This window comes from Streptomyces sp. NPDC051315 (genome assembly GCF_044455165.1).
Classification (GTDB): domain Bacteria; phylum Actinomycetota; class Actinomycetes; order Streptomycetales; family Streptomycetaceae; genus Streptomyces.
In genome coordinates, this window is sequence record NZ_JBITEN010000017.1 from 14,335 (window position 1) to 37,507 (window position 23,173).

At 68.8% G+C, this 23,173-nt stretch carries 22 protein-coding genes and 3 pseudogenes; 13 read left to right on the forward strand and 12 right to left on the reverse strand.

The features are described from left to right. Nucleotides 1-617: 617 nt before the first annotated feature. Complete coding sequence (locus ACIBBD_RS28535; protein WP_399422443.1) at nt 618-1,517, forward strand: macrolide 2'-phosphotransferase; 900 nt, start codon at nt 618-620, stop codon at nt 1,515-1,517. 444 nt (nt 1,518-1,961) lie between these two features. On the opposite strand, the gene ACIBBD_RS28540 is transcribed toward ACIBBD_RS28535, so the two are convergent. Together ACIBBD_RS28540 and ACIBBD_RS28545 are read right to left on the reverse strand one after the other, a co-directional pair. Continuing rightward, nucleotides 1,962-2,836 (reverse strand): IS5 family transposase gene (locus ACIBBD_RS28540; RefSeq protein ID WP_399422444.1). Its coding sequence is split into 2 segments (ribosomal slippage): nt 1,962-2,446 and nt 2,446-2,836, totalling 876 coding nucleotides; the frame shifts between segments, so codons are not numbered across the junction. A gap of 82 nt (nt 2,837-2,918) precedes the next feature. Further along, nucleotides 2,919-3,737, reverse strand: a complete 819-nt coding sequence (locus ACIBBD_RS28545; protein WP_399422445.1) for a hypothetical protein — start codon at nt 3,735-3,737, stop codon at nt 2,919-2,921. 1,415 nt (nt 3,738-5,152) lie between these two features. Here ACIBBD_RS28545 and ACIBBD_RS28550 point away from each other — a divergent pair. Then, a complete protein-coding gene (locus tag ACIBBD_RS28550) occupies nt 5,153-5,296 on the forward strand; it encodes a hypothetical protein (protein ID WP_399422446.1) in 144 nt (47 codons plus the stop codon). A gap of 308 nt (nt 5,297-5,604) precedes the next feature. Here ACIBBD_RS28550 and ACIBBD_RS28555 read toward each other — a convergent pair whose 3' ends face one another. Beyond that, nucleotides 5,605-6,303, reverse strand: a complete 699-nt coding sequence (locus ACIBBD_RS28555; protein WP_399422584.1) for a TetR/AcrR family transcriptional regulator — start codon at nt 6,301-6,303, stop codon at nt 5,605-5,607. A 140-nt stretch (nt 6,304-6,443) separates the two neighbouring features. Further along, nucleotides 6,444-6,578, reverse strand: coding sequence for a hypothetical protein (locus ACIBBD_RS28560; protein ID WP_399422447.1), 135 nt, complete (start codon nt 6,576-6,578; stop codon nt 6,444-6,446). Here ACIBBD_RS28560 and ACIBBD_RS28565 point away from each other — a divergent pair. From ACIBBD_RS28565 to ACIBBD_RS28600, 8 genes and pseudogenes are all read left to right on the forward strand, one after another. Further along, the gene (locus ACIBBD_RS28565) at nt 6,569-6,805 is read left to right on the forward strand and encodes a zinc-binding dehydrogenase (RefSeq protein WP_399422585.1); all 237 of its coding nucleotides are present in this window, start codon (nt 6,569-6,571) and stop codon (nt 6,803-6,805) included. The genes ACIBBD_RS28560 and ACIBBD_RS28565 overlap by 10 nt on opposite strands. Nucleotides 6,806-6,848: 43 nt before the next feature. After that, nucleotides 6,849-7,529 (forward strand): SDR family NAD(P)-dependent oxidoreductase, encoded by a 681-nt coding sequence (locus ACIBBD_RS28570; RefSeq protein WP_399422448.1) that lies wholly within the window; start codon nt 6,849-6,851, stop codon nt 7,527-7,529. A 100-nt stretch (nt 7,530-7,629) separates the two neighbouring features. Beyond that, nucleotides 7,630-8,001: a DoxX family protein gene (locus tag ACIBBD_RS28575; protein WP_399422449.1), complete on the forward strand. Its 372-nt coding sequence runs from the start codon at nt 7,630-7,632 to the stop codon at nt 7,999-8,001. Nucleotides 8,002-8,048: 47 nt separating this feature from the next. Beyond that, a pseudogene (locus ACIBBD_RS28580) lies at nt 8,049-8,857 on the forward strand (IS5 family transposase). Nucleotides 8,858-8,903: 46 nt separating this feature from the next. Beyond that, a complete protein-coding gene (locus ACIBBD_RS28585) occupies nt 8,904-9,194 on the forward strand; it encodes a hypothetical protein (RefSeq protein WP_399422450.1) in 291 nt (96 codons plus the stop codon). A 14-nt stretch (nt 9,195-9,208) separates the two neighbouring features. After that, on the forward strand, nt 9,209-9,985 hold the full coding sequence (locus tag ACIBBD_RS28590) for a hypothetical protein (RefSeq protein ID WP_399422451.1): 777 nt from the start codon (nt 9,209-9,211) through the stop codon (nt 9,983-9,985). 1,168 nt (nt 9,986-11,153) lie between these two features. Next, complete coding sequence (locus ACIBBD_RS28595; protein ID WP_399422452.1) at nt 11,154-11,849, forward strand: hypothetical protein; 696 nt, start codon at nt 11,154-11,156, stop codon at nt 11,847-11,849. 564 nt (nt 11,850-12,413) lie between these two features. Further along, nucleotides 12,414-12,707 carry a hypothetical protein gene (locus tag ACIBBD_RS28600; protein WP_399422453.1) on the forward strand — a complete coding sequence of 98 codons (294 nt, stop codon included), beginning with the start codon at nt 12,414-12,416 and terminating at the stop codon, nt 12,705-12,707. Between the two features lie 86 nt (nt 12,708-12,793). Here the strand turns inward: ACIBBD_RS28600 and ACIBBD_RS28605 are convergent, their stop codons facing one another. Continuing rightward, complete coding sequence (locus tag ACIBBD_RS28605) at nt 12,794-13,852, reverse strand: replication-relaxation family protein (protein ID WP_399422454.1); 1,059 nt, start codon at nt 13,850-13,852, stop codon at nt 12,794-12,796. A 319-nt stretch (nt 13,853-14,171) separates the two neighbouring features. Between ACIBBD_RS28605 and ACIBBD_RS28610 the strand changes: the two genes are divergently transcribed. Beyond that, entirely contained in the window at nt 14,172-14,708 is a 537-nt protein-coding gene (locus ACIBBD_RS28610; protein WP_399422455.1) for a hypothetical protein, read from the forward strand. 133 nt (nt 14,709-14,841) lie between these two features. On the opposite strand, the gene ACIBBD_RS28615 is transcribed toward ACIBBD_RS28610, so the two are convergent. The 3 genes from ACIBBD_RS28615 to ACIBBD_RS28625 form a co-directional block, all read right to left on the reverse strand. Next, nucleotides 14,842-15,237 carry a hypothetical protein gene (locus ACIBBD_RS28615; protein ID WP_399422456.1) on the reverse strand — a complete coding sequence of 132 codons (396 nt, stop codon included), beginning with the start codon at nt 15,235-15,237 and terminating at the stop codon, nt 14,842-14,844. A 346-nt stretch (nt 15,238-15,583) separates the two neighbouring features. Then, nucleotides 15,584-15,766 (reverse strand): hypothetical protein, encoded by a 183-nt coding sequence (locus ACIBBD_RS28620; RefSeq protein WP_399422457.1) that lies wholly within the window; start codon nt 15,764-15,766, stop codon nt 15,584-15,586. Continuing rightward, the gene (locus tag ACIBBD_RS28625; RefSeq protein WP_399422458.1) at nt 15,763-16,746 is read right to left on the reverse strand and encodes a hypothetical protein; all 984 of its coding nucleotides are present in this window, start codon (nt 16,744-16,746) and stop codon (nt 15,763-15,765) included. Before ACIBBD_RS28625 ends, ACIBBD_RS28620 begins: the two co-directional genes overlap by 4 nt. 295 nt (nt 16,747-17,041) lie before the next feature. On the opposite strand from ACIBBD_RS28625, the gene ACIBBD_RS28630 reads away from it, so the two are divergent. Beyond that, on the forward strand, nt 17,042-17,506 hold the full coding sequence (locus tag ACIBBD_RS28630; protein WP_399422459.1) for a hypothetical protein: 465 nt from the start codon (nt 17,042-17,044) through the stop codon (nt 17,504-17,506). Nucleotides 17,507-18,090: 584 nt separating this feature from the next. Here the strand turns inward: ACIBBD_RS28630 and ACIBBD_RS28635 are convergent. From ACIBBD_RS28635 to ACIBBD_RS28650, 4 genes and pseudogenes are all read right to left on the reverse strand, one after another. After that, nucleotides 18,091-18,479 (reverse strand): annotated as a pseudogene (locus ACIBBD_RS28635) (hypothetical protein). A gap of 549 nt (nt 18,480-19,028) precedes the next feature. Next, nucleotides 19,029-19,499, reverse strand: coding sequence for a nitroreductase family deazaflavin-dependent oxidoreductase (locus tag ACIBBD_RS28640; RefSeq protein WP_399422460.1), 471 nt, complete (start codon nt 19,497-19,499; stop codon nt 19,029-19,031). Continuing rightward, on the reverse strand, nt 19,412-21,073 hold the full coding sequence (locus ACIBBD_RS28645) for an FAD-dependent oxidoreductase (protein WP_399422461.1): 1,662 nt from the start codon (nt 21,071-21,073) through the stop codon (nt 19,412-19,414). The genes ACIBBD_RS28640 and ACIBBD_RS28645 overlap by 88 nt, the downstream gene beginning before the upstream one ends. A 123-nt stretch (nt 21,074-21,196) precedes the next feature. Further along, a pseudogene (locus tag ACIBBD_RS28650) lies at nt 21,197-21,487 on the reverse strand (ATP-binding cassette domain-containing protein); the annotation flags it as partial. A gap of 147 nt (nt 21,488-21,634) precedes the next feature. On the opposite strand from ACIBBD_RS28650, the gene ACIBBD_RS28655 reads away from it, so the two are divergent. Further along, the gene (locus ACIBBD_RS28655; RefSeq protein WP_399422462.1) at nt 21,635-23,017 is read left to right on the forward strand and encodes a cytochrome P450; all 1,383 of its coding nucleotides are present in this window, start codon (nt 21,635-21,637) and stop codon (nt 23,015-23,017) included. Nucleotides 23,018-23,173: the final 156 nt, after the last annotated feature.

A 23,173-nucleotide genomic window follows, 5' to 3' on the forward strand; every position in this document is an offset into this window, starting at 1 on the left:
CTCCGTGTGCTCCGGGCCCCGCCATGCCGCCGTGTCCGCGCCGCGCTCCTGGAGCTGTTCCAGGGTGATGAAGACGACCGGCACAGCCTGGCTGTAGTACCTGGCCGTGATCGCATGGTGGTAGTAGGTCTCGTACTGTTGCGGCGGCCGGCTTCCTTGGGGACCTTCACGGTGTTATCGATCCTGGTTTTGGGGGTGTCGGCAAACAGGAACGCCACCGGCAGCAAACCCTCCGGCCAGTCGGCGGGTAGCCCCGGCTTCACAGCCGCTTCTCGTGGTCGATGCTGGCGATCGCGTCCGGGTGCCCAGAATCGGGCCGGGCCGGCCGCGCACCCGGTGGCGGCTTCCTGCGCCAGACCGGTGCAGTCGGCGAGCAGCCGTTCGCGCTGTGCGCGGTGCAGACCGCGCCGGGCGAGCAGCGGCAGCAGATCGACGGCCGTGGCCATGCCTTCCACGGCCGCGTCCCGTTCACGCCGAGCCGGATCGCCAGCCCGCCGCACGAGATGGCCGCCGCGATCCGGTCGGCCGCCGCAGCAGTGGACAGCCGCGGCGCTGACATGGCTGGTGAGGGGAAAAGAGCTGGAGGTGGTGCGGGCGCAGGTGAGAGCGTGACCCTTATGAGCATGATCGATGACGTCATCGCCCTGGCCGCTGCCCACGGCCCGCGCCTGTCCGCGCAGGGCGCCACCGTGAACGAAGCGGGTCTGGACTACCGCGTCGTCATGGCCTCCGACGCGACCGGCCAGAGGTGGGTGCTGCGCATACCGCGCCGCGCCGACGTCTCCGAGGGCATGGCCGCCGAGACGCGCGTCCTTGACCTGGTCGCTCCCGTCCTGGCCGAGGACGGTGTCGCGGTCCCCGACTGGCAGATCCGCTCCCCCGAGCTGATCGGCTACCCGGCCCTGCCCGGCTCCCCGGGCCTGACCCTGACCGACGCCGGGGAGCCTGACTGGCACATGGACCCTGCCAGCCCGGACTACGCCGAGCGCCTGGGGCGCCTGCTGGCCCGTCTGCACTCCATCACCCCGGAGCAGGCCGAAGCCGCGGGCGTCGAGGTCCGCACCCCGACCCAGGTGCGTCAGGCGTGGCAAGACGACATCGCCCGTGTGAGCGAGGCCTTCACCGTCCTCCCCGCCCTGACCGAGGCCTGGCAGGACTGGCTCGAGGACGACACCTGCTGGCCTGAGCAGACCGTGATGACCCACGGCGAGATCTACCCCGCGCACGTACTGTTCGACGAGAAGGGCACGGTCACCGGGGTCCTGGACTGGACCACCGCCCGCGTGGACGACCCCGCCCGTGACCTGACCGCCCAGTACGGCGCCGCGGGCGAGGAGATGCTCCAGGCCACACTCACCGCGTACGAGCAGGCGGGCGGGCACGTCCACCCCGGCCTGGCAGCCCAGACCAAACACCTGTGGAACGCTTCCCCGATCGGGTACGCCCTCTACGCGCTGACCACCGGCGCCGAGACCGACCTGGCCACCGCGGCAGCCATGCTCAACCCCCAGGCCTGATGCTCAGCCGCGGGCCCGACCCGCTTCACCCGGCCGCCATCATCGGTATCAGCGCTGGCTCCCCCATCCACTACATGGACGCGGCGCGCTCTCTCCTCGAACAGGACCAGAGGGTGCAGATCGCACATGGGTGAAGGGAGCTGCAGGGCCGACGGCCGCCGAAGACGGTGTCGGAACGGACGGCGGCGCGGCTGCGTGCTGGAGCACTTGGCCGCCACTTGGCGCCTACCTCTGCCCCCACGCTCATGTTTCCGCTCCCAGTGCCGGCGCCGGGAGTGCGGCAACAGTTCGCCGGGCAGGCAGGAACTGCAGAGGGTGGCTGATGCCCGGCCGCGGAGCGCAGGCGCTTACTGGCGCGACACGGCCGGGTGAGTGACACGGCCGTGCCACCCGGGGGTCGCGCAACGGTGCCTCGTGCGCTAGGGCCTGTTGTGAAAGTGCTGGTCACAACCACTCGTTGATGGCTGCGACCAGCACTGTCGCTTCGTAGCGGACGGCGAGTTTGTCGTACCGAGTGGCAACGGCCCGGTGGCGCTTGAGCCGGTTGATCCCGCACTCGACCGCGTGCCGTTGCTTGTAGTCGTCCTTGTCGAACTTCGGCGGCCGCCCGCCACGCGATCCACGCTTGAGGCGGTTGCGGACTCGGTCCGCCGGAACTGGAATGGTGGCTTTGATCCCGCGTCTGCGCAGGTAGGAGCGATTGCCGCGGGAGTCGTACGCCTTGTCGGCCCGCACACAGTCCGGGCGCTTGCGCGGCCTGCCGAGCCCCAGCCTCGGAACCCGGATGGCTTCCAAAACCGCTTCGAACTGCGGGGAGTCGCCCCGCTGCCCGGCCGTGATCACGACGGACAAGGGCTTCTGCCCCTGTTCGACTGCAAGGTGGATTTTGCTGGTCAGCCCACCGCGGGAGCGTCCGAGGCCGTGGTCCGCCGGCTCGACGAAGATCCCGCCGGGCGGTTCCTTCTGGAGGTCCCCTTTTTCGCCGCTCCCGCGGCGTGCTGATGAGCCCGGCAGACGGTGGAGTCGACGTTGACCTCCCAGGTGATCAGGCCCTTCGCGTCCGCCTCGGCCTGGAGCTGGGTGAGGATCCTTGCCCAGGTGCCGTCCCGCTGCCAGCGCCGGAACAGGTCATAGACCCGGTCCCACGGCCCATAACGTTCGGGCACGTCCCGCCAGGGAGCACCGGTCCGGGTCCGCCACCGTATGCCGTCTATCAGCTGCCGCCGCGTCCACACCTGCGGCCGACCCGGCTTGATGCCCGTCGGCAGCAGAGGCTCCAGCCGGGCCCACTGGCTGTTCGTCAGATCCCCACGTCCCACAGGAGGTGATCATCAACGAACAAGATCCACTTTCGCAACAGACCCTACCGGAGTCACTTGCTGTCAACCGGAGTCGCCGGTTTCAGGAGAGGATGCGGCCGATCACGGCGCGGGCCCTCTCCGGCTGTTCCTCAAGCCATGTGCCAAGGTGTTCTCGGACGGCCGCTGTGACGCAGTAGTGCACCACGGTGCCGCCCAGCCTGCCGCGCGTGGCTCCTTGAAACTCGAGACGCTCCAGCTTCACCGACACGACCGCCGTCAGGCCTTCACCGATACGGTCGGTGGACAGATCAGGGTCCTCCTCTGTCAGCAGCCCCCGCTTGCGGGCATAGGCGTTGACTGCGGCCGCCAGCCCTCCGCGAAACCCCGCCTCATGCGTGCCGCCCTCTGGGGTGGGCCAGCTATTGGCGAAGCTACGCAGTCGTTCCTCCTGGGAGCCGTACCACCGCAGGGCCACGTCGACCGTCCCCGCCATCCGCGCATCCGCCCGCTCGAAGCCGATGACGTCGTCCTGCTCGATGGACGTCCCCGGCATCCCTGCCCCCGCCGCCGCTTCCTCGTCGAGGAAGGTAACGAAGTCCCTTACCCCGCCCGGGAACCGGAAGCGTTGCGACCGCAGCCGACCCGGTGTGCGCTCGTCGGTCAGCGCGATGTCCAGTCCCCGGTTGGGAAAGGCGAGTTCCCGAAAGTAGCGCTCCAGTACATCGTAGGAGAGCTCCGTCGTGGTGAAGATGTCGGCGTCGGGCTGGAAGGTGATGGTGGTCGCGTTTGCTCTCGCCGGCCCTGCAGCAAGACCCACAACCTTGGCGAGCGGCTGACCGACGAGGAGTCCCTCGCCGCGGTGGCGGCGGAGCAACTCTTCCCCCCCGAACTGTGATGACACCTTCTCGACCCTGAGCATCCATGTTGACCGGTGTTGTCCTTGCGGGCCCACGTGCGCAGCGTCTCCCCGGTGATCCCGAGTTCCGCGGCCACCGCCGCGTGCATGCGTTTCCAGGCTCAGCCTCAGTTCACGGCGGCACGCGCAATGAGCATCGCCACCAGTGGGGCCGTGTCGGTCTGACTGTTGTTCTCCATGCCTGCTCCCCTTTCCTCGTAGCGAGGGGAGCCGATCCAGCCGTATCGTCACGGCCCGTGCTCCCGAGCAGGCTATGCTGCGGTACCCCAGCGAGAGGCCCTGACATCAGAGCAAGACAGCTGCTGTCTCAGCTCAAGCAGTAACCGAGCAGCGCGAGGCCGGCGGGCAGCGTCATCACCCTGCCTGGTTTTGTTCATGAGTTGGGGCAGCGGTTGTTCAGCTCTCTGGGAGGCACCCGAACTCTGCCGTGTTCGATGTTCACGAGAAACGACAGCATCCTGGCTCAAGGCATCCGACGACTGCTCGAGGCATGAGGGTGACGCCTACGGAGCCGGCACGGCCAGCCAGTACCTCGGCCACCGCCCAGTCGGTGACCGCGAACACCATGTGACCCAGGCCGCGTTCACCGGTCGACCCGATATACATCCCAGGCCGCCTGTGGACAGCTTCCCTCCCGTCCAACACCTGGATGCATGTGGCGTCGTACTTGATAGCTTCCTCACTCATGAAGTCCCCTCTCGATGACGTCTCGCAGCGCTTCCAGCGTAGGAGACCAGTCGGAAAACACCAGGTCAGGGCCCACTTCACGACGGGCTGCGAGAGGGTGTGGGGTGCTGGCCGGGACACGGGTGGCCCCTTGGGGCAGACTCCGAACAAAGTCGCAGCCGAGGGCTTGCCAAAGCCATGCAGAAGGGCGCTCCCGGCAGCCCCAAGGTCCCCAATTTCGGGCATTCAACTTCTTCAGCACACGACGTCCGGGGCCAGGTCGGGCGCGCCCGGTGGGCGCGTACGAGGTGACGCCAGCGGCCGGCAGCGTCGTGGGCGACGTCCACGGCGACCTCCACCACCAGCTGCGGATCGATGAGCGCGACGTCCAGGACGCCGCGGCTGCCCCACCCTGCGGTGAACCTGCGCCCCGCCCACGGATGCCCGCTGACGGCCGGCGCCAGCGCGTCCGCACGGGTGGCCGTCACGGTGCGCGTCGGTGTCAGACTCGGCGTCGCCGGGCCGTCGACCACCACGAAGCCTGCTGCCTAGGTCAGCCCCGCCCGGCACACGCCGGATGCGGCGGGAGTGTCCGCGAGACAGATCCCCAACTAGACCCTGGGCTGCGATAGGACCATCCACAACCTGCCCGTCCAGCGCCTCAAGACTGCGCGGGCCCGCAGCGGTTACTGAGCTTGAACTCGTGAAGTCTAAGGGCTGACGAAGCCTCGCCCCTGCGGTATCACCGGAGCATGCGGTATTCACAAGGGGGCGGGCTGACCGCCGAACGGCAGCACCGCGAGGAGTTACGGCTGAAGGCGGCCGAGAGGTTCGCCCAGGGCGAGGCGAGCTCGTTGATCGCCAAGGACCTGCGGGTCAGCGTCCGTATCACATAGGACACGGTCTTAGGCTCCGTCTGATGGAGACGTTCTGGATCATCACTGCTGCGGTGCAGGCTATGCTGCGGTACCCCAGCGAGAGGCCCTGACAACAGAGCAAGACAGCTGCTGTCTCAGCTCAAGCAGTAACCGAGCAGCGCGAGGCCGGCGGGCAGCGTCATCACCCTGCCGGAAGATCAGTCGTACCTGCGCGGCCAGTCATCCCGTGAGCTTGATAGATGTCTTAGCTGTCGGCCTGGGCGCCTCGGACCGACGGTGCCGGCCACCGGACCGTGCCGCTGATGCGCATCCGGGCGCACGACCTTTCAGTCCTTCCTCCCGGGTTCCGGCGAGGCAGAGCACGCCTGTCCGGCACGGAGCATGGCTTTGTAAAAGGCGCGGGGCTCGGGCGAGTCGGGCAGGGGGCCGCGGGCGGGGGCCTCGAAGGACTGGAGCAACAGGGCGACGACGCGTTTCCAGGCGTCGGGAGCGGCGTCGCCGGTGGCGTTGACGACGCCGGCAGTGGCCATGTGCAGCAGCACCAGGTCCTCGGGGCTGAAGTCCTCACGCAGACGTCCTGCGGCCTTGGCGCGGCCGATGAGCTGGACGACGCCCTCGTACGCCTGGTCTCGGCGCTCCTCCAGAGCCTTGGCTTTGGGGAAGGTCATGGTCAGCACGTCGGCGAAGCCGTAATCGGCGGCCTGCATCGCGCAGGCGGTTTCGATGAACCCCGCGAGACCGCGCCAGGGATCGGGGTCGTCGAGGGCGACGCCGACCGCGTCGACGTATGCGTCCATACGGTCGGCGAAGACCGCGGCGACCAGTTCCTCCTTTGTCGGGAACCGGCGGAACAGGGTGGCGATGCCCACCCCCGCCTCGCGGGCCACGGAAGCCATGGAGGCATGCAGGCCGTCACGCCTGAACACCGTGCGCGCAGCGCCGACGATCCGCGCACGGTTGCGCTCGGCATCGCTGCGCAGAGGTTGTGCGGCAGGGTCATTGCTGGGTCGGGCGCCAAGGTTCATGACACTCAGTCTATCGAATCGGAACGCCCTATCCAGTTTCAGTGTTATCGTGGGCGGCACGGAACCGGACAGGCCTTTCCGAATCGTGAATCGGATGCCCCTTTCTGAATCGAGCGATACCGATGCCATGGAGTTGATGATCAGTGCGCGCTGTGACATTGGCGCAGGTACCCGGCAGCCCAGAGGTGACCGACGTGGAGGTGCCCCGCCCGGGCGGCCGGTGAGGTGCTGGTGAAGGTGGTCGCGTCCTCGGTGAACGGGTTCGATCTGGCCACGGCGGCCGGATACCTGCAGGTCCGAGGCCTCGGAGGACCGCAAGCTGCACACCGCCGTGATCCGGTCCAACCCGACCGCCGGCACCCTGTCCACCCTCGCCGGGCAGGTAGCCTCCGGCGCCCTCAAGGTGTCGGTGAACTCAGAGTTCGACCTTGAGCGTGCCCCCGAGGCATTTGCCGCGTTCGACGCCGGCACCGTCGGCGAGATCGCGATCACCGTCGCCTGACCAGTCCGTATCTCAGACGCTTCCCCCACGAAAGGACTTCACCGTGCCCAGCATCGCCATCGTCGGAGCCGGTCCCGGCATGGGCCTCGCCATCGCCCGCACCTTCGGCTCGCGCGGCTACGACGTCGCTCTCATCGCCCGCAACCGCGCCAAGCTCGACGACCTCGTCGGCCGGCTCGCCGCCGAGGGCATCACCGCCGCCGCGTTCCCGGCGGACGTGCTCGACCACGACGCGCTGACCCAGGCCCTCAAGGACGCCGCCACCCGCTTCGGCGGCATCGATGTCCTGGAGCACTCCCCCTCTCCGGGCAACGGCTCCATAAGCTCCATGACCCTCACCTCCCCGTCCCAGACCAGCCCGTCCGATGTGCAGGGATGGATCGATTTCCTGCTCTACAGCGCCATCACCGCCACCCAGGCCGTCCTGCCCGCGATGTGTGAGGCCGGCGCGGGCACCCTGCTCTTCACCAACGGCGCCGGCTCGGTCGACCCCATCCCGATGCTCGGCAACGTCAACCCCGCTCAGGCGGCGCTGCGCAACTGGGTGCTCAACCTGCACAAGGAGCTGGGCACCGGTATCCAGGCTGCGCACGTCGCCATCGGCGTGTGGATCGGCGCGGGCGGCCCTCCCGAAATCCCGACCGCCGAGGCCGAGGAGATCGCCCCTCTCTACTGGGACCTGCACACCCAGCGCGACGAAGCCGAGCGCGTCTTCACCGTCTGACGCCTCCCAGCTCTCCCCCGTTGAATCGTGATCCGCTCAATCCACGTCCGCCGCGGCGATCCCCGCCGCGGCGGGACCGAAGAAGAAGGTTTCCGCTCCGATGAACGTGTTCCTGTGGATTCTGCAGGGCATCCTCGCCGCACTGTTCGGAACCGCCGGCGTCACCAAGTCCACCCAGCCCCGCGAAAAGCTCATGTCCCAGCTGCCGTGGGTCAGTGACGTCTCAACACCCGTGGTACGTCTGATCGGCGTCGCCGAACTCGCCGGCGCCCTCGGGTTGATCCTGCCGGGTGCTTTCGACATCGCCACCGTGCTCACCCCCCTCGCCGCCACCGGCCTGGCTGTGATCATGGTCCTGGCCATGGGCCTCCACGCCCGCCGCAAGGAGCCGCAGGCCATCGGGTTCAACGCGATCCTGCTCATCGTCGCCGCGGTCATCATGTGGGGCCGGTTCGGGCCCTACTCCTTCTGAACCCTTAGACGCCGTTTCTGATGGCGTGATCGCTCGTTGAGCCGTGCATGACGGGTCTGATCGAGCGGTTGGTACCGGACGAGTTGTGGGTGTTGTTTCGGCGGGTGGTCCCGCCGACCGAGGTCATACGTCCGCAAGGCGGCGGGCGGCGGCGGGCCGGGGACCGCGAATGCCTGGCCGCGATCATCTTCGTGGCCACGTCGGGCTGCACCTGGCGGCAGCTGCCGCCGGTGTTCGGGCCGGCCTGGCCCACCGTCTACCGGCGCTTCGCCCAGTGGAGCCAGGACCGGGTGTGGGCCCGGCTGCACCGCCTGATCCTGGACGAGCTCGGCACCCGGGGCGAGCTGGACTGGTCGCGGTGCGCGATCGACTCCGTCAGCGTCCGGGCGGCAAAAGGGGGCCCCTGACCGGACCGAATCCGACCGACCGTGGCAAGCCGGGATCGAAAATCCACCTCATCACCGACCGGAACGGGCTGCCGCTGTCGCTGGGCGTCTCCGGCGCCAACCTGCACGACAGCCAGGCTCTGGAACCGCTCGTGCGCGGGATCCCGCCCATCCGCTCCCGCCGCGGACCGCGCCGCCGACGTCCGGCCAAGCCCCATGCCGACAAGGGATACGACTACGACCACCTGCGGAAATGGCTTCGCGAGCGTCGCATCCGCCACCGCATCGCCCGCAAGGGCATCGAGTCCTCCACCCGGCTGGGCCGCCAACGCTGGGTCGTCGAAAGAACGGTCTCCTGGCTGGCCGGATGCCGAAGGCCGCACCGCCGTTAGGAGCGAAAGGCCGAGCACTTCCTGGCCTTCGTCGGCATAGCCGCAGCCCTGATCGCCTACCGCCGACTTACCAACTGAAACGACGTCTAAGAAGGCCGGCAACTACCACGGTTTCACCGAGGAAATGGTCACGGAGATCCTCAAGAAACCGGACGCGGTGTACCACTCGACGGCGGACAGCGGAAACCTGATTTGCCGTCAGGGGGAGGACATCGTGGTGGTCCGGGCCGACCGTCAGGGGGCGGGCAACGTCATCACGGCATACGGTTCGTCCGGTATCAAGGGTCCTTCCGGGGCCGAGGCACTGGGCGGCTTGCCCACCGATCCCGGTGCACCGATTACGCACGCGGACGTGGTGGAGGGCAGGATTCCCGCCAAGAGCGGCTACATGGCTCCCGCAGTGCAGGTCAGATAGAGGTGGCGTTCACCATGAGAATCACCATCGACGACAAATGGACCGCGACGGTGACGGGCGATCCGCTGCACATCACCCCGCGTTTCGATTTTCGGGACTTCCGTGTGCGCATCGCGACGTACGCAAACGTCGAGGAACGCGGGCGGTTCCTTCTGGACACCTTCGGCAGTCAGCCGTGGCTGTGGGACACGCCTGACGAGCTCCGGTTCGATCGGGCGAGCCGGCAACTGGTCGGCGCCGAGTTCCAGATCGCGGGTGAGGCCGCCGATGCCGCGGACTCCGCACGCGTTCCCGCCGCCCCCCTCGTCCACCCGGGCGGCCTTCGCGCGGACGAGGCCCAGGACTTCCGCCTGGAGGTGACCAGTGAGCTCTGCCGCGCCCCCGGGGACACCGTGCTGACCTGCCTGCGCGATCTCGACGTCCTCGACGAGCCGCTGGAGGCCCGCATCGGCATCGCCCCCGACGTGGCGCTCCTCGTCCAGCACGGCACCGTCGTCGGCTGGAGCCTCACCGACCCCGCGCAGTACCTGACCACCGGCTTCGCCGCCCCCGACCCGGCTCCCCCCGCCCCCGCCACCCGTCTCCTGCTCACCGAATGCCTGGACCTGGTCACCACGGAGCTGCTCGACGAGGTCAGGGACCGGGCCCCGGCCGCCCTGGACCGGCTCCGGGCACTGGACCAGGCCCTGCGGACCCAGCCCGAGGACCGCCACCGGGCCGACGCCCTTCTCTCGCTCATCGCCGACCTGGTCGAGGACTACGCCGACCGGCCACCCGGCCAGAAACCGTGAACCACCGACCTGCCCCACCCATGGCGACGACACGCACGGCGGGAGGCACGACGCGCCGTCCGGAGCCGCGGAGGGTACGCGCACGTGAACCTGCTCCTGAAGACCCCGAGCGCCCAGCTGACGGACACACCACTGCCCTTCACCTCACGCCTCGTCCCGACATCTCCAAGATGATCGGCGGGTACTTCGCGGACCGGGCGGGATTCGGGAAGCCGCGCTCCTGGAGTGCGCTGACGCATGAGGCCGCCATCGCCGCGGCCCGAGGCAGGCTGTGCGCCGCCGCCCCCGGCCACGCCATCACCGACGAGTTGCAGCACCTCACGCGCCTGGCCACGACGCAACGCGGCGAGCAAATCTGCCGTATGCAGAGAGACATGCACGCCCGCTCACAGCCAAGGCGGCTCGGCAATGCCCGGGTCACATAGCTTGTGACCTGGGCTTTTTGCTGCTGTCGAACTGATTACAGTGCATGGTCGGTGATGTGCTCGGCGTCAGGCTGACGCAGCGTCATTCCACGAACTTTTAGGGGGACTTGTGGACGACCTACCGCTGTCACCCGCCCAGATGCCGCACCGTCTGCTGGCCGACCCCACGTTCGTGAGGGCCCTGCGCGAGCGCGACTTCACCACGGTGTTCGCCATGGCGCACGACGAGGGGATCTCCTACAACCGGATCGCGGAGGCGTGCGCGCTCAAGTCCGAGCGAGTCAGCCAGATCGCCCGGGGCACCGCAGCTGTCACCGCGCTGGCAACTGTCGAGCGAATCTCCGGCGGTCTGCGCATTCCCGGTGCCCTCCTGGGGCTCGCTGCGCAACCCTGGGAGGACACCGCCGCCCTCGGCACGGAGTCCGACCATGGAGATGACCCGATGAAGCGCCGCAACATGCTGCGTGGCGCGCTCGCCGCCGGCCTCACCGCCCCGGCACTCGCCGCCCTCACCGCCGCCCGGACCGACGTCGACCAGACCCTCTGCCCCGACACGCCCCAGGACCTGGCCGACCTCGAGGCCGCAGCCGAGAGCTACGGGTACGGCTACCACGGCCAAGCCCCCACCCGTGTCCTGGCCGATCTGGTCTCGGACTTCGCCGGTCTGCGCCCGCTGCTCACCATCCCGCAGCCCGCACCGGTCCGGGCCAGGTTGTGCCGGACGGCCGGGCAGATGGCCCGGGATGACCGCGATCGTCTTACACGACCTGGGCAGCCGGAAGGAGTCCCGCGCGTGGTTCGCCACCGCCGCCCGGGCCGCCGCCGAATCCGGCGACCAGCAGCTGCACGCCTGGGTCCTCGCCCGAGAGGCGATGGTGCCGCTCAACTACGGCGCTCCGAGGGCAGCGGCCAGCCTCGCCGAACAGGCCCGCCGCATCACCGGCACCCGGCCGACCGCTGCGGCGACGCTGGCGGCCGCGGTCGCCGCCCGCGCCTACGCCCTCAACCACCAGAGCGAGCAGGCCCGCCAGGCGCTCGCCGACGCCGACGCCCTCATGGAACGGCTCCCCGAGGGCGAGCGGTCGGACACCTGGCTGACGTACGGCGAGCAGAAACACCACGTCCACCTCAGCCACGCCTTCACCACGCTCGCAGACACCCGCCGCGCAAACGAGAGTCAGCAGCGCGCCCTGGAACTGTCCGCGCCGACCAGCACCATGACCCGCACCCTGCTGACCATCGACGCCGCCGCCTGCTCCCATCACGACGGCGGCACCGAGCAGGCGTGCCGTCGTACGGTCGACGCCCTCACCGGACTGCCCGGCGACTACCGCACCGGCCTGGTCCACCGCCGCGCACTGGACCTGTACGAAGCGATCCCCGCCCAGCACCACCGCGAGCGCGCTGTACGGGAACTACGCGACGTCGTGGCCAGCTGACAACGACCGCTTCCACAGCGGGGACCCGACAGCCAGATGGGCTGGGCGGGTGAATGACAGGCCCGTGGCGTACCGGGGCTGGTGGGCTGCCGATTGTGGGTTCAGCGGACCAATCGGCCCGCGCACGGGCCACGTCTGCGAGGCACATCATGGGACGTCACAAGCAGCACAAGCCGCGCCGCCCACGGGGCGAGAGCGACCGGCCGGCCACGGAGTGGTTCGGCACGGCGTTCCACGCCACCGAGGGAATGCAGCACCTGGACGTTCGCCAGTCCGGCAACGGCATCCTGATCACCTCCTCCCCTGCGGAGATCGACGGCGCTCCGGCCTCGTGGGCGCTGCGTGTGCGCAACGATGACGACGGCCAGGGGTTGAACGAGCTGGGCGCGGCCCTGGCTTCCGGGCGAGGGCACGGTCAGGTCATGTCCGAGGGGCCTGGACACAGGACCGTCCTGGCGTTCATGCCCAACCACCCCCGAGGACGGCGTCGGTACGCTGGCCCGGGTCCGCACGAGCGACGGCGCGGACGGCGACGTCGTCTTCGAGCGGAGCGCGGAACGGCCTATGGGGCTGTGGGCCGAAGCCGGGGAGGGACTCCTGCGGATCGTGCCGCTGCTCGGTCCGGACGCGCAGCCGGCGGACGAACTCGAGGACTGCCGACTGTGCCCCGGCTGCTACCGGCCCGTCTACGAGAGCTCTTCCCCGCACACCCTGATCGGGGCCGGTCCGATGCCGGTGATCGGGCTGTGCAGGCTGTGCGCCGAAGGCACCACGCTTCGCTCGCTGCGCCAGGCCGACGTTCCCGTCGACCCGCAGCAGCGCGCCGTTCTTGAGACCGTGGCCGCCGCCATGGCGTAGCCGGGTCTTCGGTGCCCGCTCCGCCCACCGGGCCGGGCGTCGGGCAGCCCCCTTCGTGGCGGGGGCGTGCCCGGCGTCGCGCGCCGTCAGCGGCCAGCGGGTTCGGGGTAGCGTCGGCGGCGCCGGTCCGGGTCGTCGACGCCGATCTCGTACCAGGGCTCGCCGCGCTGGAGCCGGGGCAGGGTGTTCACCCAGACCGCGACGGCGATGCCCTTCACGTCGTCGGCGAGCGCCTGGAGGCGGTTGTCGAGCAGGTGTTCCTCCTTGCCCGCCAGGACGACGTGCAGCCGCGGGAAGGTCTGGGAGCGGGTGTAGCGGTGGCGCTGCCAGAACGGGAACGTGTTGCCAATCGTGCCGCGGGCGCCTTCCCAGACGCGGTGCCCGGCGTAGCGCTCGTAGTCCCAGACCTCCTTGGCGAGCCGGGCCTGGGACATGGTGCCGTTGTCGAGCTCGAAGAGGCGCACCTCGCTGGTCTTCGTCGGCAGGGCCAGGACTGCATCGGTGTTGAAGCTCAGGCCGGTCTCCTTGATGGCGTGGTTGACCTCCACCTGCCAGTCGGTCAGGTGCTTGCGGCCGCCGAAGGCCAGGATCATGTCCGTCACCGCGACGCCGTGCGGACCGAACCCGGCCTTCACCGCCTTCGCTCCAGTGCCGGCCTTCGGTCGGGGAGGCAGCTCGTTGCCGTCGGCCAGAGCCTTCTGTCCCGCCGGGGTCAGGTTCCAGATCGGGTGCTTGCCCGCCTTGCCGTTCGTCTCCGCCAGCCCGAGCCCCGCCAGCTTCTTCATCGCCCTGCGCACGTACGACCGGCCGTCCGACTCATCCTTCGTGATCACCTGAGCCATCTGCCGCACCGTGGCTATCCGCACGCACCCCAGCATCCGCAGCGCATCAGCCCGCACCTTCCCGGCCGTGGGAGTGGACTTCTTCCCCTTCGCTGACGTCTCAGGGGAAGGGGGAAAGGTGTCAGCGTGCCGGAACGTCCCGTGGCGGGCAGTGTGAGCTGCGGTGATGGGCACGACGTTGGAATCGTTCGCGGCACCGTTCACGGCACTGGATTCCGGGCCGCCCGGCGGGCGTTCAGCACCCCTTGTCCAGGTCGGACGTGGCTCCGGTTCGGGCTGCCGGGCGCTGCTGGTGTACGTCATGACAAGGCTCCTCACGCAGGTGACGCGGGGGTCCGGATGGAAGTCCCCCGTCACCTGGTAGAGGTGTGGCGAAAGTCGACGGTGTGACACTCCACTGAGTGCCGTTACCGAGCCGTGATCGTCAAGCAGGTGCGGCGGCTGTCCTCTGACGCTGGAGATGGACCCTGGGCACTGCGCCGACGGAAGATGCGCCGGTCACGCCCGCGCGCCAGTGCGTGCGCACGAGAACGGATAGTGTTGATTCGTGCGCTCTGGGTAACTAGGGCGAGTCAGCCGCGCTTCATGACGCGGCTGGCCGACGACATCCACTGGAGAACTCGTGTCGAACGCCTCGGGGCTGCTGCCCCCGATCGGTCTGGAAATCCCGATGAGCTGTTACGCGGTCAACGTGCCGCTGAAGGTCGAGAGTGCAGGAGACGTCAACCTGGACCTGAAGGGCGGGATCAGAGTCCGGGTCGAGGCGGACCTCGACAGTGGCCTTGGCGGGAGAAAGCTCAAGGTCATCGGCTTCGAGATGAACGCCGACCACCCCCAGCTCGGCAGGGTCACCCTCTCCCAGGCCGACGTCGACACCACGCCGCTCAGCTCGCTCGAGCTCCGCAGCAACCTGCCCCCGACCTTCCGCAGCACCTTCCTCCTCGACTGGACCCTTTCCATCGAGACGACCCCCGACGGACCGCGGGTTCTGTCCAACCCCCAGACGGCCACCATGCTCCAGGACCATCTCACCCCCTTTCCCCCGCAGGGTGCGATGTACCAGCTCCAGCAGCCCGTCGACTTCGCGATCATCGGCTCACCCGACCAGGTCCGCGCATCGCTGCTCCAGCTGCCCACGACAGTCAGCCACAACCCCTGAGTCGCAGACTCCGACAGCGGGCCGCAACCTCACACCAGAGCGGCCCGCTCCGCTGCTGCCACTCCGTGGGAGCCGGGCAACCCGCCTGAACCCGCCCGGTCAAACTTGAGTGGCAATCGGTCAAGGTTCGGTGTCAGAGGACAGCCGCGCAGAGCTCGAAGACGATCGCGAACAAGGTCGTCACCATCGGCACCGCCATGGCCAGTGGCATCACCGCGTGCGTGGTCTGGCCGTGCGCCATCCCCTTGCGGATCTGCCGGCCATAGTCGAGGTACTCCGCCTGCCTGGCCGTCAGAATCCCATCGGCCGCACCCTGCTTGATGAGACCGTGCAGTGGCTTCTTGCCCGCCTCCGGGATGCGGTCGCGCAGCACGATCTCCACCGCGATCAGGGAGTGCATGACCGCCACGGTGGAGAATTCGTAGCAGTAGTACGACTGGCGCAGCAGCTCGCGGGCCGTCCGCAGGACGGTCGCTGCGGCCTCGGGAACACCGGCGGGCACGACCAGGTCCTCAACGAGGTCGTGCATGTCGGCTTAGCTGTCGACGAAGAGGTGGGCGCGTTCGACCGGGACCGGGAACGGCAGCCGCTGCGTGGTCATCCCCGCAGTCTCCCAGCGGCACGCCCCGGACGGCAGCGGCTTTTCTTCCGACCGTCGCGCAGTGTCCCGGGACAAAGATTTCTCCCCACCGGAATGCGCGGAATGTCGCAGGTAGCGGAACTGGACAAGGGGCAAGGCAGGCGCCTGTGACGTTGCGCGACACATGGCGGACTGGCCCCCCGTCTCCCTGGTCAGGGGGCCCTACTAACTCCTATCGGGCGAGTTTGCACGATGGTTGGTGAGCCACTGGTCGGGAGACCAGTGGCAATCGCGATCAGGACCGTGCCGCTGCCACCAGCACGGCGAGGATGGTGACGATGAGCGTCATCGCCGCAAAAGCGCCGACCAGTGGAGCGGACAAGGCAGGGTGCGACATCAGCAGCGCCAGGACACCACCGCCGACCAAGAGCACGATGAGGGCGAACAGGAAGAGGATGACGAGTGCGGTGAGAGTCACGCGCGGTCTCCTTCTGAGTGCGCCAGCCACTGCCCACCACTCTGCTCGCGGCGCCGATGCTGCTCGGCGAGAAGGCGCCTGACCTTCCGCCGCACACTTCTAGCGACGATTTTGGCGTCGCGGGCGCCCGCATGCCATGCGGCGTCCTCCCAAGTGGCAACTTCAGGGTGAGCCCAGGCCAGGACCACCATGCGTTCGTCCGGCCGTAGATTCCGGAGCAGCGCTGCTGCCCGGACATCTTCCGGCTCCTCCCCAGCGACGCGACCGCCCTCGGGCTCCCTTCCCGCAACCAGGTCGTACAGCGTCATGTCCTCGCCCAACGGCATGTCGAGCATGAGCACCCGGGTTCGGTTCACACGGCGTCGCCAGACAGGAGTCAGATGCCGGTGGATCTCCCTCACCTCGGTCTTGAGGTGGTCTAGAGCGGCGGGCCCAAGCACGCCCTCGTCCTGCAAGGGGGAAACCCACTCACCCAGCAGCGCGGTCGACGCCGCCTCGCGCCATCGTCCTCCCCGCCACAACCCGAGCACGTCGGAGACGAATGAATCCAGGCGTGCTGTGTCATTCGCCAGGGCCGCCCTCCGCGCATCCAGCGCCTGCACCACGTCAGGGACGTTCATTCCAACGCTAAGGAGTCCCGTGCTCAGTAGGGGACTCATCGGATCCGAACTGGTCAGTGGAAGCCTGCGTACCTGGCTGTTTTCATCAGTTATCGACCAAAGAGCGGGCCCCATGGGGCGTGCAGCCACGGTGCCGTCGGAGTGAACAGCAAAGAAGCCGCTTCTCCCGGTCCGCCAGTCGGCGTGCACCAGGTACTCCAACTGCACGTTGGGCGATTCGCCATGGTGACACCCCCACTCCCGCATGAACTGCGCGGCCTGGGCCATGACGTGACTATGGAGAGTTACTGGGTCGGTCGCCTGTAGCCCGAGCTCTTCGGCAGCTGACGTGTAGAAAATCGACGTCGCGTCGTTGGCCATGAAGTCTCCTCGCGGAACTGAGTACAGGTTCTCCTCTCGGTCCTGGTCGAGCTCAGTTGCGACAAAAAATCTGGCCAGCGATCACGTGACGTGCATCACAGATCTGAAGTGTCGTCACTCCTACGAGGCTGACGAGCCGGTGGCAAAAGTGGCCAACTGCTGCGCAACGTCACAGCGCCGGCCAGGCGAGTCCGCTCACCGTCGGTGCGCGGACTCTATCCACAGGCATCTGCTCTGAAGATCGCTTTATGCGGCCGCCGCGATCGGCTCGGCGCCCCGTACGTGAGGAGCCATCATGCCCACCACCAACATGCCGCTCGCCCCGATGACCCCGGAAGCTGCCATCAGCGCGTTCAGCTACCTCCGGGCCGCCCAGGCCGACGACGTCGAAGCCGCCGGCGAGTTCGCCAACGGCGAGCCGCGGATGCCCGAGCTGCTCGTCGACGTCGTCGAACGGATCGTCGTCCCCGTCACCGCGCTGCCCGGCCCGGAGGCGGGCAAGCCGTGCGCGGACACCTTCGCCCTGGAGGCCCTCGGACGCGTCTTCGTGACCTCGCTGCGGACCTGGGCACAGGCCGGACCGGACACGGCGGAAGGCATCGCCCGCTCCGTCATCGACTTCGCCGCACAGTTCCTCACCGAGGACCACGAGGACGTCGCCGACACTCTGCGCCAGCTGGAGGCCGTCGGAGTGGGCCAGGCCCTCGACGCCCACCTCACACCGTCCGGCTCGCACCCGGTGCGCCTGACCGTCGTGTAGGCGCACTCATGCGCGCCACCGCCGCACGCCCCACCGCCCATCGTGGTGCGCTCCATCGGCAGCGCCGCACCGCACCGGGCGCGCGCCACGGCCGGGCGGGCTCCTCTATCACACACCCCCTTGACCACGACCTGATCGCCAGCCGAAAGGGGCTGTGTCAAGGGGAAACGTCCTCGGTGGCGGACCTGGTCAAGGGGGTAGCGCACGCCACCGACCGCACCTGGTCAAGGGGGCGGTCGGCGGTGGGCGCACCGGTGCGGTGCGGGACATCGGGTGCGGCGCACCGGGCGCGCGCGAGTGCCGGGCGTCGTCGGGTGGTGCGCCGCCGGATGCGGTGGCGGACATCCCGGTGCGCACCGCGTGGCGTGCCTCGTCATCCGGCGCACCGGAGTGGAGTCCACTCGGTTGAGCCCATCGGACTGGGGAAGAGTCGGTGTTCCAACCCTGCGCTATTCGGCCCGGAAGCTAGATGATCAATTCCAAGGGGTGCCTGCGGAGGGTGTGGGGTGGGCGGTGGCCGAAGCCACCGCGAGACGGTCAGGCGGCGGGCTGCAGGCCCTGGTGGTCGAGGTGGCAGCGGGCGGTCAGGCGTCAGGGTCGACTTCGGGGTGCGTGAACCGCACGGGCTTGCCCAGCGACCGGGCGTAGGCGATTTCGGCTCGGGTGCTGTCTCCGATGTAGTCGCCGACCACGAGCGCCTCATCAGCGAGTCGGATCTTCGCCCGGTGCAGACCGTCGAGTCGAGCCTTCAGCGCCTCGGCCTCGACAGGATCGGACCAAAGTTCGTGCGGCGACTTCATGTCAATGCCCGGTTTGACGACGATCTTCCGGCTTTGGTCTCCCGCAGATCGGCCTCGTTCATCTCGGTCATGAAGCGGGTGGAGCCGCAGATCGCGACGATATGCGGGAGGCTCAACAGCTTCTTCGCGTCGGCGAGCTTCTCCTCGGGGGTGAGCAGTTGCGGGTATGACACGGGTTCCTCCTGGCGGTGCGGTCCAAGGGGTGCCTGCGGAGACGAGAACGAGGGTGCCATAGTGGAGTACGCGCGGGTTCCTTTGGAGCTCTGACAGTCCGGAAACCTGCTCTGAGCGCACCGCGAAGTTGCCCCGGTAGCGCCAACCGCGCGCTGGGCGGAGCGTGCGCCGTACGGCTTCTGCCGCCGGGCACGGGGTGGTGTTCAGGTGTCGGCCGAGTGCCAGGGTGCGTCAGGGCTGGTACGGCGTGCTCCGACAAGAAGCGGCGACGGACCTGACCAGTGACAGCGGCCGGCACGGTGCCGGACCGGCCGGGGCCAAACCATGGCCGACCGATCCGGCGCCCGGCCGACGACCCCGACGCCGACCGTAGAAGGCTCGATCCACCCACGCTTCCGCGGCAACGCTGGCCTGCGTGCGATTGGCGTTGGCACGGAGCTCCCGTAGCCGCAGCCCGAACGCTCGACGGCGGACCACCAGGGCGGGCTTGGAAGAGGAGGCGGGAGACGCGTTCGGCATGGTCACACCGTCTTGGACGAGAGAGTCCGTTAAGGCCGGGGTGTGAGGTGGAAGACGCGGATGTCGCGGGTGGTGCGGGCGGTGTAGGTGTCGTAGACGGGCAGGGCGGCGAGGATGCGGTGGCGGTGGGTCGTCTTTTCCTCGGGGCTGAGCAGCCGGGCGGTCACGTCGTGGGAATGCCTGCCGGTGGTGATCCTGGCGGTGGGGGTGTGGAGGAGGTTGGTGCTCCAGGTGGGGTGGTGTGCTCTGCCGAAGTTGCTGGCGATGACGAGCCAGCTGCCGTCGGGGCTGTGGTGGGCGCACAGGGGAGTGCTGCGGGTTGTGCCGGTGCGGTGGCCGGTGGTGTGGAGGATGACGGTGGTGATGAACAGGCGGCTGGGAAGCAGGCGGCCGCGGGTGAGGCGGTGGACGGCTAGGTCGCAGGCCGGCAGGACGTGGGGGGCGATACGGGTGAAGAGACGGGTGCGGCCGAGGCCGACGATGAGCGGGTGGTTTGGCACGGGAGGGTGGGTGCTTTCAGCGGGGGCAGGGCTTGGTAGGGCTCGTCCTGGTGCGGTCGGGGGTCACGGGTGCCGGCCGGGGGCCAGGCGGCGAGGGCTCGTTCGGCCATGGCGGTGATGGTCAGCGACGGGTTGTGTCCCAGGTTTCCCGGGATCGCGGAGGCGTCGGTGACATGCAGGGTCGGGTAGCCGTGCACGCGGTGGTAGGGGTCGATGACGCTGCGGGCGGGATCGGTGCCGAGGGGACAACCGCCCATCAGATGGGCGGTGATCGGCACCCGAAGCAGCGTGGTCCACAGGCGGCGGGCACGGCCTCGGATGGCCGCCGCGTACGTGCGCGTGACGGTTTCCGCGGTGGGGCTGCGGACGGGTTCCGGGCGGGTGGTGCCGGGGCGGAAGACGAGTCGTCTGCCGAAGGGCCTGGGCCGGTAGTGGCTGGTGAGGGCGGAGTTCCGCAGTTCCATGGTGAACAGCAGTGCGGTGCGTCGGCCGAAGCTGCGGAACGGCAGAGGGAAGGTCCGGATCGCTGCGGCGAGGGGGTGTGTGCCGGGGCCGACGCGGCACAGCTGCAGGAGGGTGGTCGGGTCGGGGCGGATGGCGGAGGTGATGGCGGGGCCGGGGCCGGTGTCGAGGCCGGGTGCGGTGGCGGCGGTGATCACTTCGCGGTTGGTGCAGGTCCTGGTGCCCAGGGCGGGAGAGAGCAGGGGCAGGTCAGGCCGGGAGCGGTGGAGCAGTTCGGTGGTGCCCCAGGCGCCGGCAGCCAGTACCACCTGGCCGGCTGTCAGAAGTTCGCGTCGACGGCGCGGGATGCCGTGGTCGAGCACGGTGCGCAGGGTCTGGACCTGCCAGGTTCCGTCCGGCTGCGGGTGCAGGGCGACGGCGGTGGTCAGCGGGCGGATCCTGACGCCCGCGCGTTCGGCCAGGTAGAGATAGTTCTTGGTCAGGGTGTTCTTCGCACCGGTGGGGCAGCCGCTGGTGCACTGCCCGCACTGGATGCAGCCCTTCCTGGCTGGCCCCTGCCCGGCGAAGTAAGGGTCACCGGCCAACTGACCGGGCAGTCCGAAGTGGATGCCGACCCGGGTGGGGTGGAAGGTCGCTCCCACGCCGAGCTCGACGGCGGTCTGTCGCAGCAGCAGGTCCCCCGCCGACATCCCCGGGACGGTCGTTGTTCCGAGCATGCGCTCGGCCTCGTCGTAGTGCGGGGCCAGTTCGGCGGCCCAGTCGACCGCCGGATCCCAGCCCTCCGCATCGAATGCCTGAGGGGCGGGGCGGTAGTGGACTGCGGCGTAGGCCAGTGATCCTCCGCCGACTCCCACCCCGGTCAGCGCCAGGAGCCGGCACCGCAGATGAACCCGCATGATGCCGCGCAGCCCCAACCGGGGAGCCCACAGCAGGCGCCGAAGTTGCCAGGGCGAGGTGGCAAAATCCTCATCGGCAAAGCGGCATCCGGCCTCGATAACGGTGACGTCGTAACCCTTCTCGGCCAGGCGCAGCGCTGCGACACTGCCGCCGAAACCCGAGCCGACCACCAGGACGTCGAGCGCGGCAGCCGCTGTGATTGAAGGCTTGGGCATGCTGAAGCCCTATCCGGTAGGGGAATCGTGACGGCCGCAGCGCTCTGCCGGCCGCTCGTCGCAAGGGACGCTGCGTGGGCCGGTGCCGGGCCGGGATCCGGCGGCAAGGACAGCTAGGCCGGGCACGCCCACGCTGCCGTCATGCAGGCGATACATGCGGTCCAGGCGGGAGGCATCGTAGGCGAGGTGGGACACGACCAGCGCTGAGCAGCCGCGGTCCCGCAGGTTCTGGGCCAGGCAGAAGCGCAGGTAGGTCTCCCGGTCGAAGTCGGTGCTTTTACCCGCGCCGTTCTCGCCGACGATGCCCGCCAGCTGCCCCGGGAGCAGATCGAAGTTCACTCCTTCGAGTACCCGGCGGCGCCGGTAACTCTTGGGCACATCCCGTACGCGCAGAACCGGTTCGCTCCCGCTCATCACTGTTCTTGCAGGCCCGTGAGGGCGTAACGCCGCAGCGCAGCGGGCGGCAAGGCTGACGAGGCAGGACAAAAAGGGTTCATCACGCAGGGCACACTATGTGTCACCCGCTGTGATAGTCCATTTTGGCGTCAACGACGAGGACCCATGACCAGACCAGTCACCACCCGCCCTGTCCCTACCGCCCCGGGCGCGCTACCGCTGATCGGCCACGTACACCAGATGCTGATCAGACCCCTGGCCTTCACCGCCTCACTCCACGAACTCGGTCCCGTGGTACGCATACTGGCCCCCGGCCCCGACATCTACCTGGTCACCTCACCCGAACTGCTCCACCGCATCCTGGTGACCGAAACGCGCGACTACGCCAAGGGCCGGCTGTCAGAAGGGGTCGGATCGCAGTTTGGTCCCAGCGTGGGGATGGATATGCGGTTCGAGGGACTGACGCTCTTCGAGTCCCATCGCCGTCATCGCCGTGCCGTCCAGTCCGGATTCCACCGCCGGCGCATCGCCGCTCAGATTCCCACCGTCCGCCAAGTCACTCAAGAACAGGTCGCACGGTGGCAGCCCGGGAAGACCGTGCGGGTGGACCAGGAGCTGAAACGGTTGGCCTGCACGGTCAATGCCCGCACCCTGTGCGGTGGAGGGCCCACCGCACAGGCGGTGTCCGACGCCCTGGCCGCCCTCGTCCCGCAGGTCACCCGCGGCCTGTACTGGCGTGTGGCCCTGCCCCGCTGGGCGTACCTCTCCCACGTCCCGGGCACCGGGTCCTTCAACAGGGCCAGAGCCCGTCTGCAGCAGGCGATCACCGCCTCGATCGAGGCCCGCCGCGCCACTGACGACCAGAACACCCCCGACGTCCTGTCCCAGCTCCTGGCCGCCCGCTACGCCGACACCGACGAGCCTCTGGAGGACACCCAGATCGTCCGCGAGGTCATCTTCTACCTTTTCGCCGCGGTCCACGGCATCAGCGACGTCCTGCCCCACACCTTCCACGAACTGGCCCTCAACCCCCATATCGAGCAACGCTTGCACGACGAGCTCGACACTGTCCTTGCCGGGCGCCCCATCCAACCTGAGGACCTGCCCCGCCTTGATTACACGCGGCGTGTCCTGCAGGAAGTGCTGCGTCTGTACCCGCCGGTGTGGATGCTCGCGCGCCGCACGCTCGTCCCCGTCCAGCTGGGCGACGCCCACCTGCCGTCCGGTGCCGAGATCGCCTTCAGCCCCTACGAACTGCACCGCAACCCCCAGGTCTTCCCCGACCCGGAAGTCTTTGACCCAGACCGCTGGTTGCCCGAGCGCGCCAGAACCCTCGCCCCCTCCTCCTACCTCACCCTGGGGACCGGGCCGCGCAAATGCATCGGCGACAACCTCGCCATGACCCACATGCTGACCGCCCTGGCCAGCATCAGCACCCGATGGCGTCTGCGCCCCCGGCCCGGTCGACGAATCCGCCGGCCGACGCCCCGGATCTTCCTCTCCCCCGGCCCCCTGCCGATGACCCTGGAAGAGCGCAGTGGGTCATGACTCGATGCAACGACCAGGTCACTTCCCCTGCCCGCACAATCCTGGTCGCGCCGGACCTCACGGCAGAGCTCCTGGCCCTCGTGGCAGCTGGCGGAAGGTGAGGGCCGGTGAGCGGCGTCGCCGACGGTCCGCACCCGCTCACTCCGGCCGGAAGTC

Bases quoted from the DNA above. Each gene is read 5' to 3' on its own strand.
- ACIBBD_RS28535 (WP_399422443.1), top strand. From the start codon at position 618: ATGAGCATGATCGATGACGTCATCGCCCTGGCCGCTGCCCACGGCCCG.
- ACIBBD_RS28545 (WP_399422445.1), bottom strand. From the start codon at position 3,737: ATGCTCAGGGTCGAGAAGGTGTCATCACAGTTCGGGGGGGAAGAGTTG.
- ACIBBD_RS28550 (WP_399422446.1), top strand. From the start codon at position 5,153: ATGCGGTATTCACAAGGGGGCGGGCTGACCGCCGAACGGCAGCACCGC.
- ACIBBD_RS28555 (WP_399422584.1), bottom strand. From the start codon at position 6,303: ATGAACCTTGGCGCCCGACCCAGCAATGACCCTGCCGCACAACCTCTG.
- ACIBBD_RS28575 (WP_399422449.1), top strand. From the start codon at position 7,630: ATGAACGTGTTCCTGTGGATTCTGCAGGGCATCCTCGCCGCACTGTTC.
- ACIBBD_RS28585 (WP_399422450.1), top strand. From the start codon at position 8,904: ATGGTCACGGAGATCCTCAAGAAACCGGACGCGGTGTACCACTCGACG.
- ACIBBD_RS28590 (WP_399422451.1), top strand. From the start codon at position 9,209: ATGAGAATCACCATCGACGACAAATGGACCGCGACGGTGACGGGCGAT.
- ACIBBD_RS28595 (WP_399422452.1), top strand. From the start codon at position 11,154: ATGACCGCGATCGTCTTACACGACCTGGGCAGCCGGAAGGAGTCCCGC.
- ACIBBD_RS28600 (WP_399422453.1), top strand. From the start codon at position 12,414: ATGGGGCTGTGGGCCGAAGCCGGGGAGGGACTCCTGCGGATCGTGCCG.
- ACIBBD_RS28605 (WP_399422454.1), bottom strand. From the start codon at position 13,852: ATGACGTACACCAGCAGCGCCCGGCAGCCCGAACCGGAGCCACGTCCG.
- ACIBBD_RS28615 (WP_399422456.1), bottom strand. From the start codon at position 15,237: ATGCACGACCTCGTTGAGGACCTGGTCGTGCCCGCCGGTGTTCCCGAG.
- ACIBBD_RS28625 (WP_399422458.1), bottom strand. From the start codon at position 16,746: ATGGCCAACGACGCGACGTCGATTTTCTACACGTCAGCTGCCGAAGAG.
- ACIBBD_RS28630 (WP_399422459.1), top strand. From the start codon at position 17,042: ATGCCCACCACCAACATGCCGCTCGCCCCGATGACCCCGGAAGCTGCC.
- ACIBBD_RS28645 (WP_399422461.1), bottom strand. From the start codon at position 21,073: ATGCCCAAGCCTTCAATCACAGCGGCTGCCGCGCTCGACGTCCTGGTG.
- ACIBBD_RS28655 (WP_399422462.1), top strand. From the start codon at position 21,635: ATGACCAGACCAGTCACCACCCGCCCTGTCCCTACCGCCCCGGGCGCG.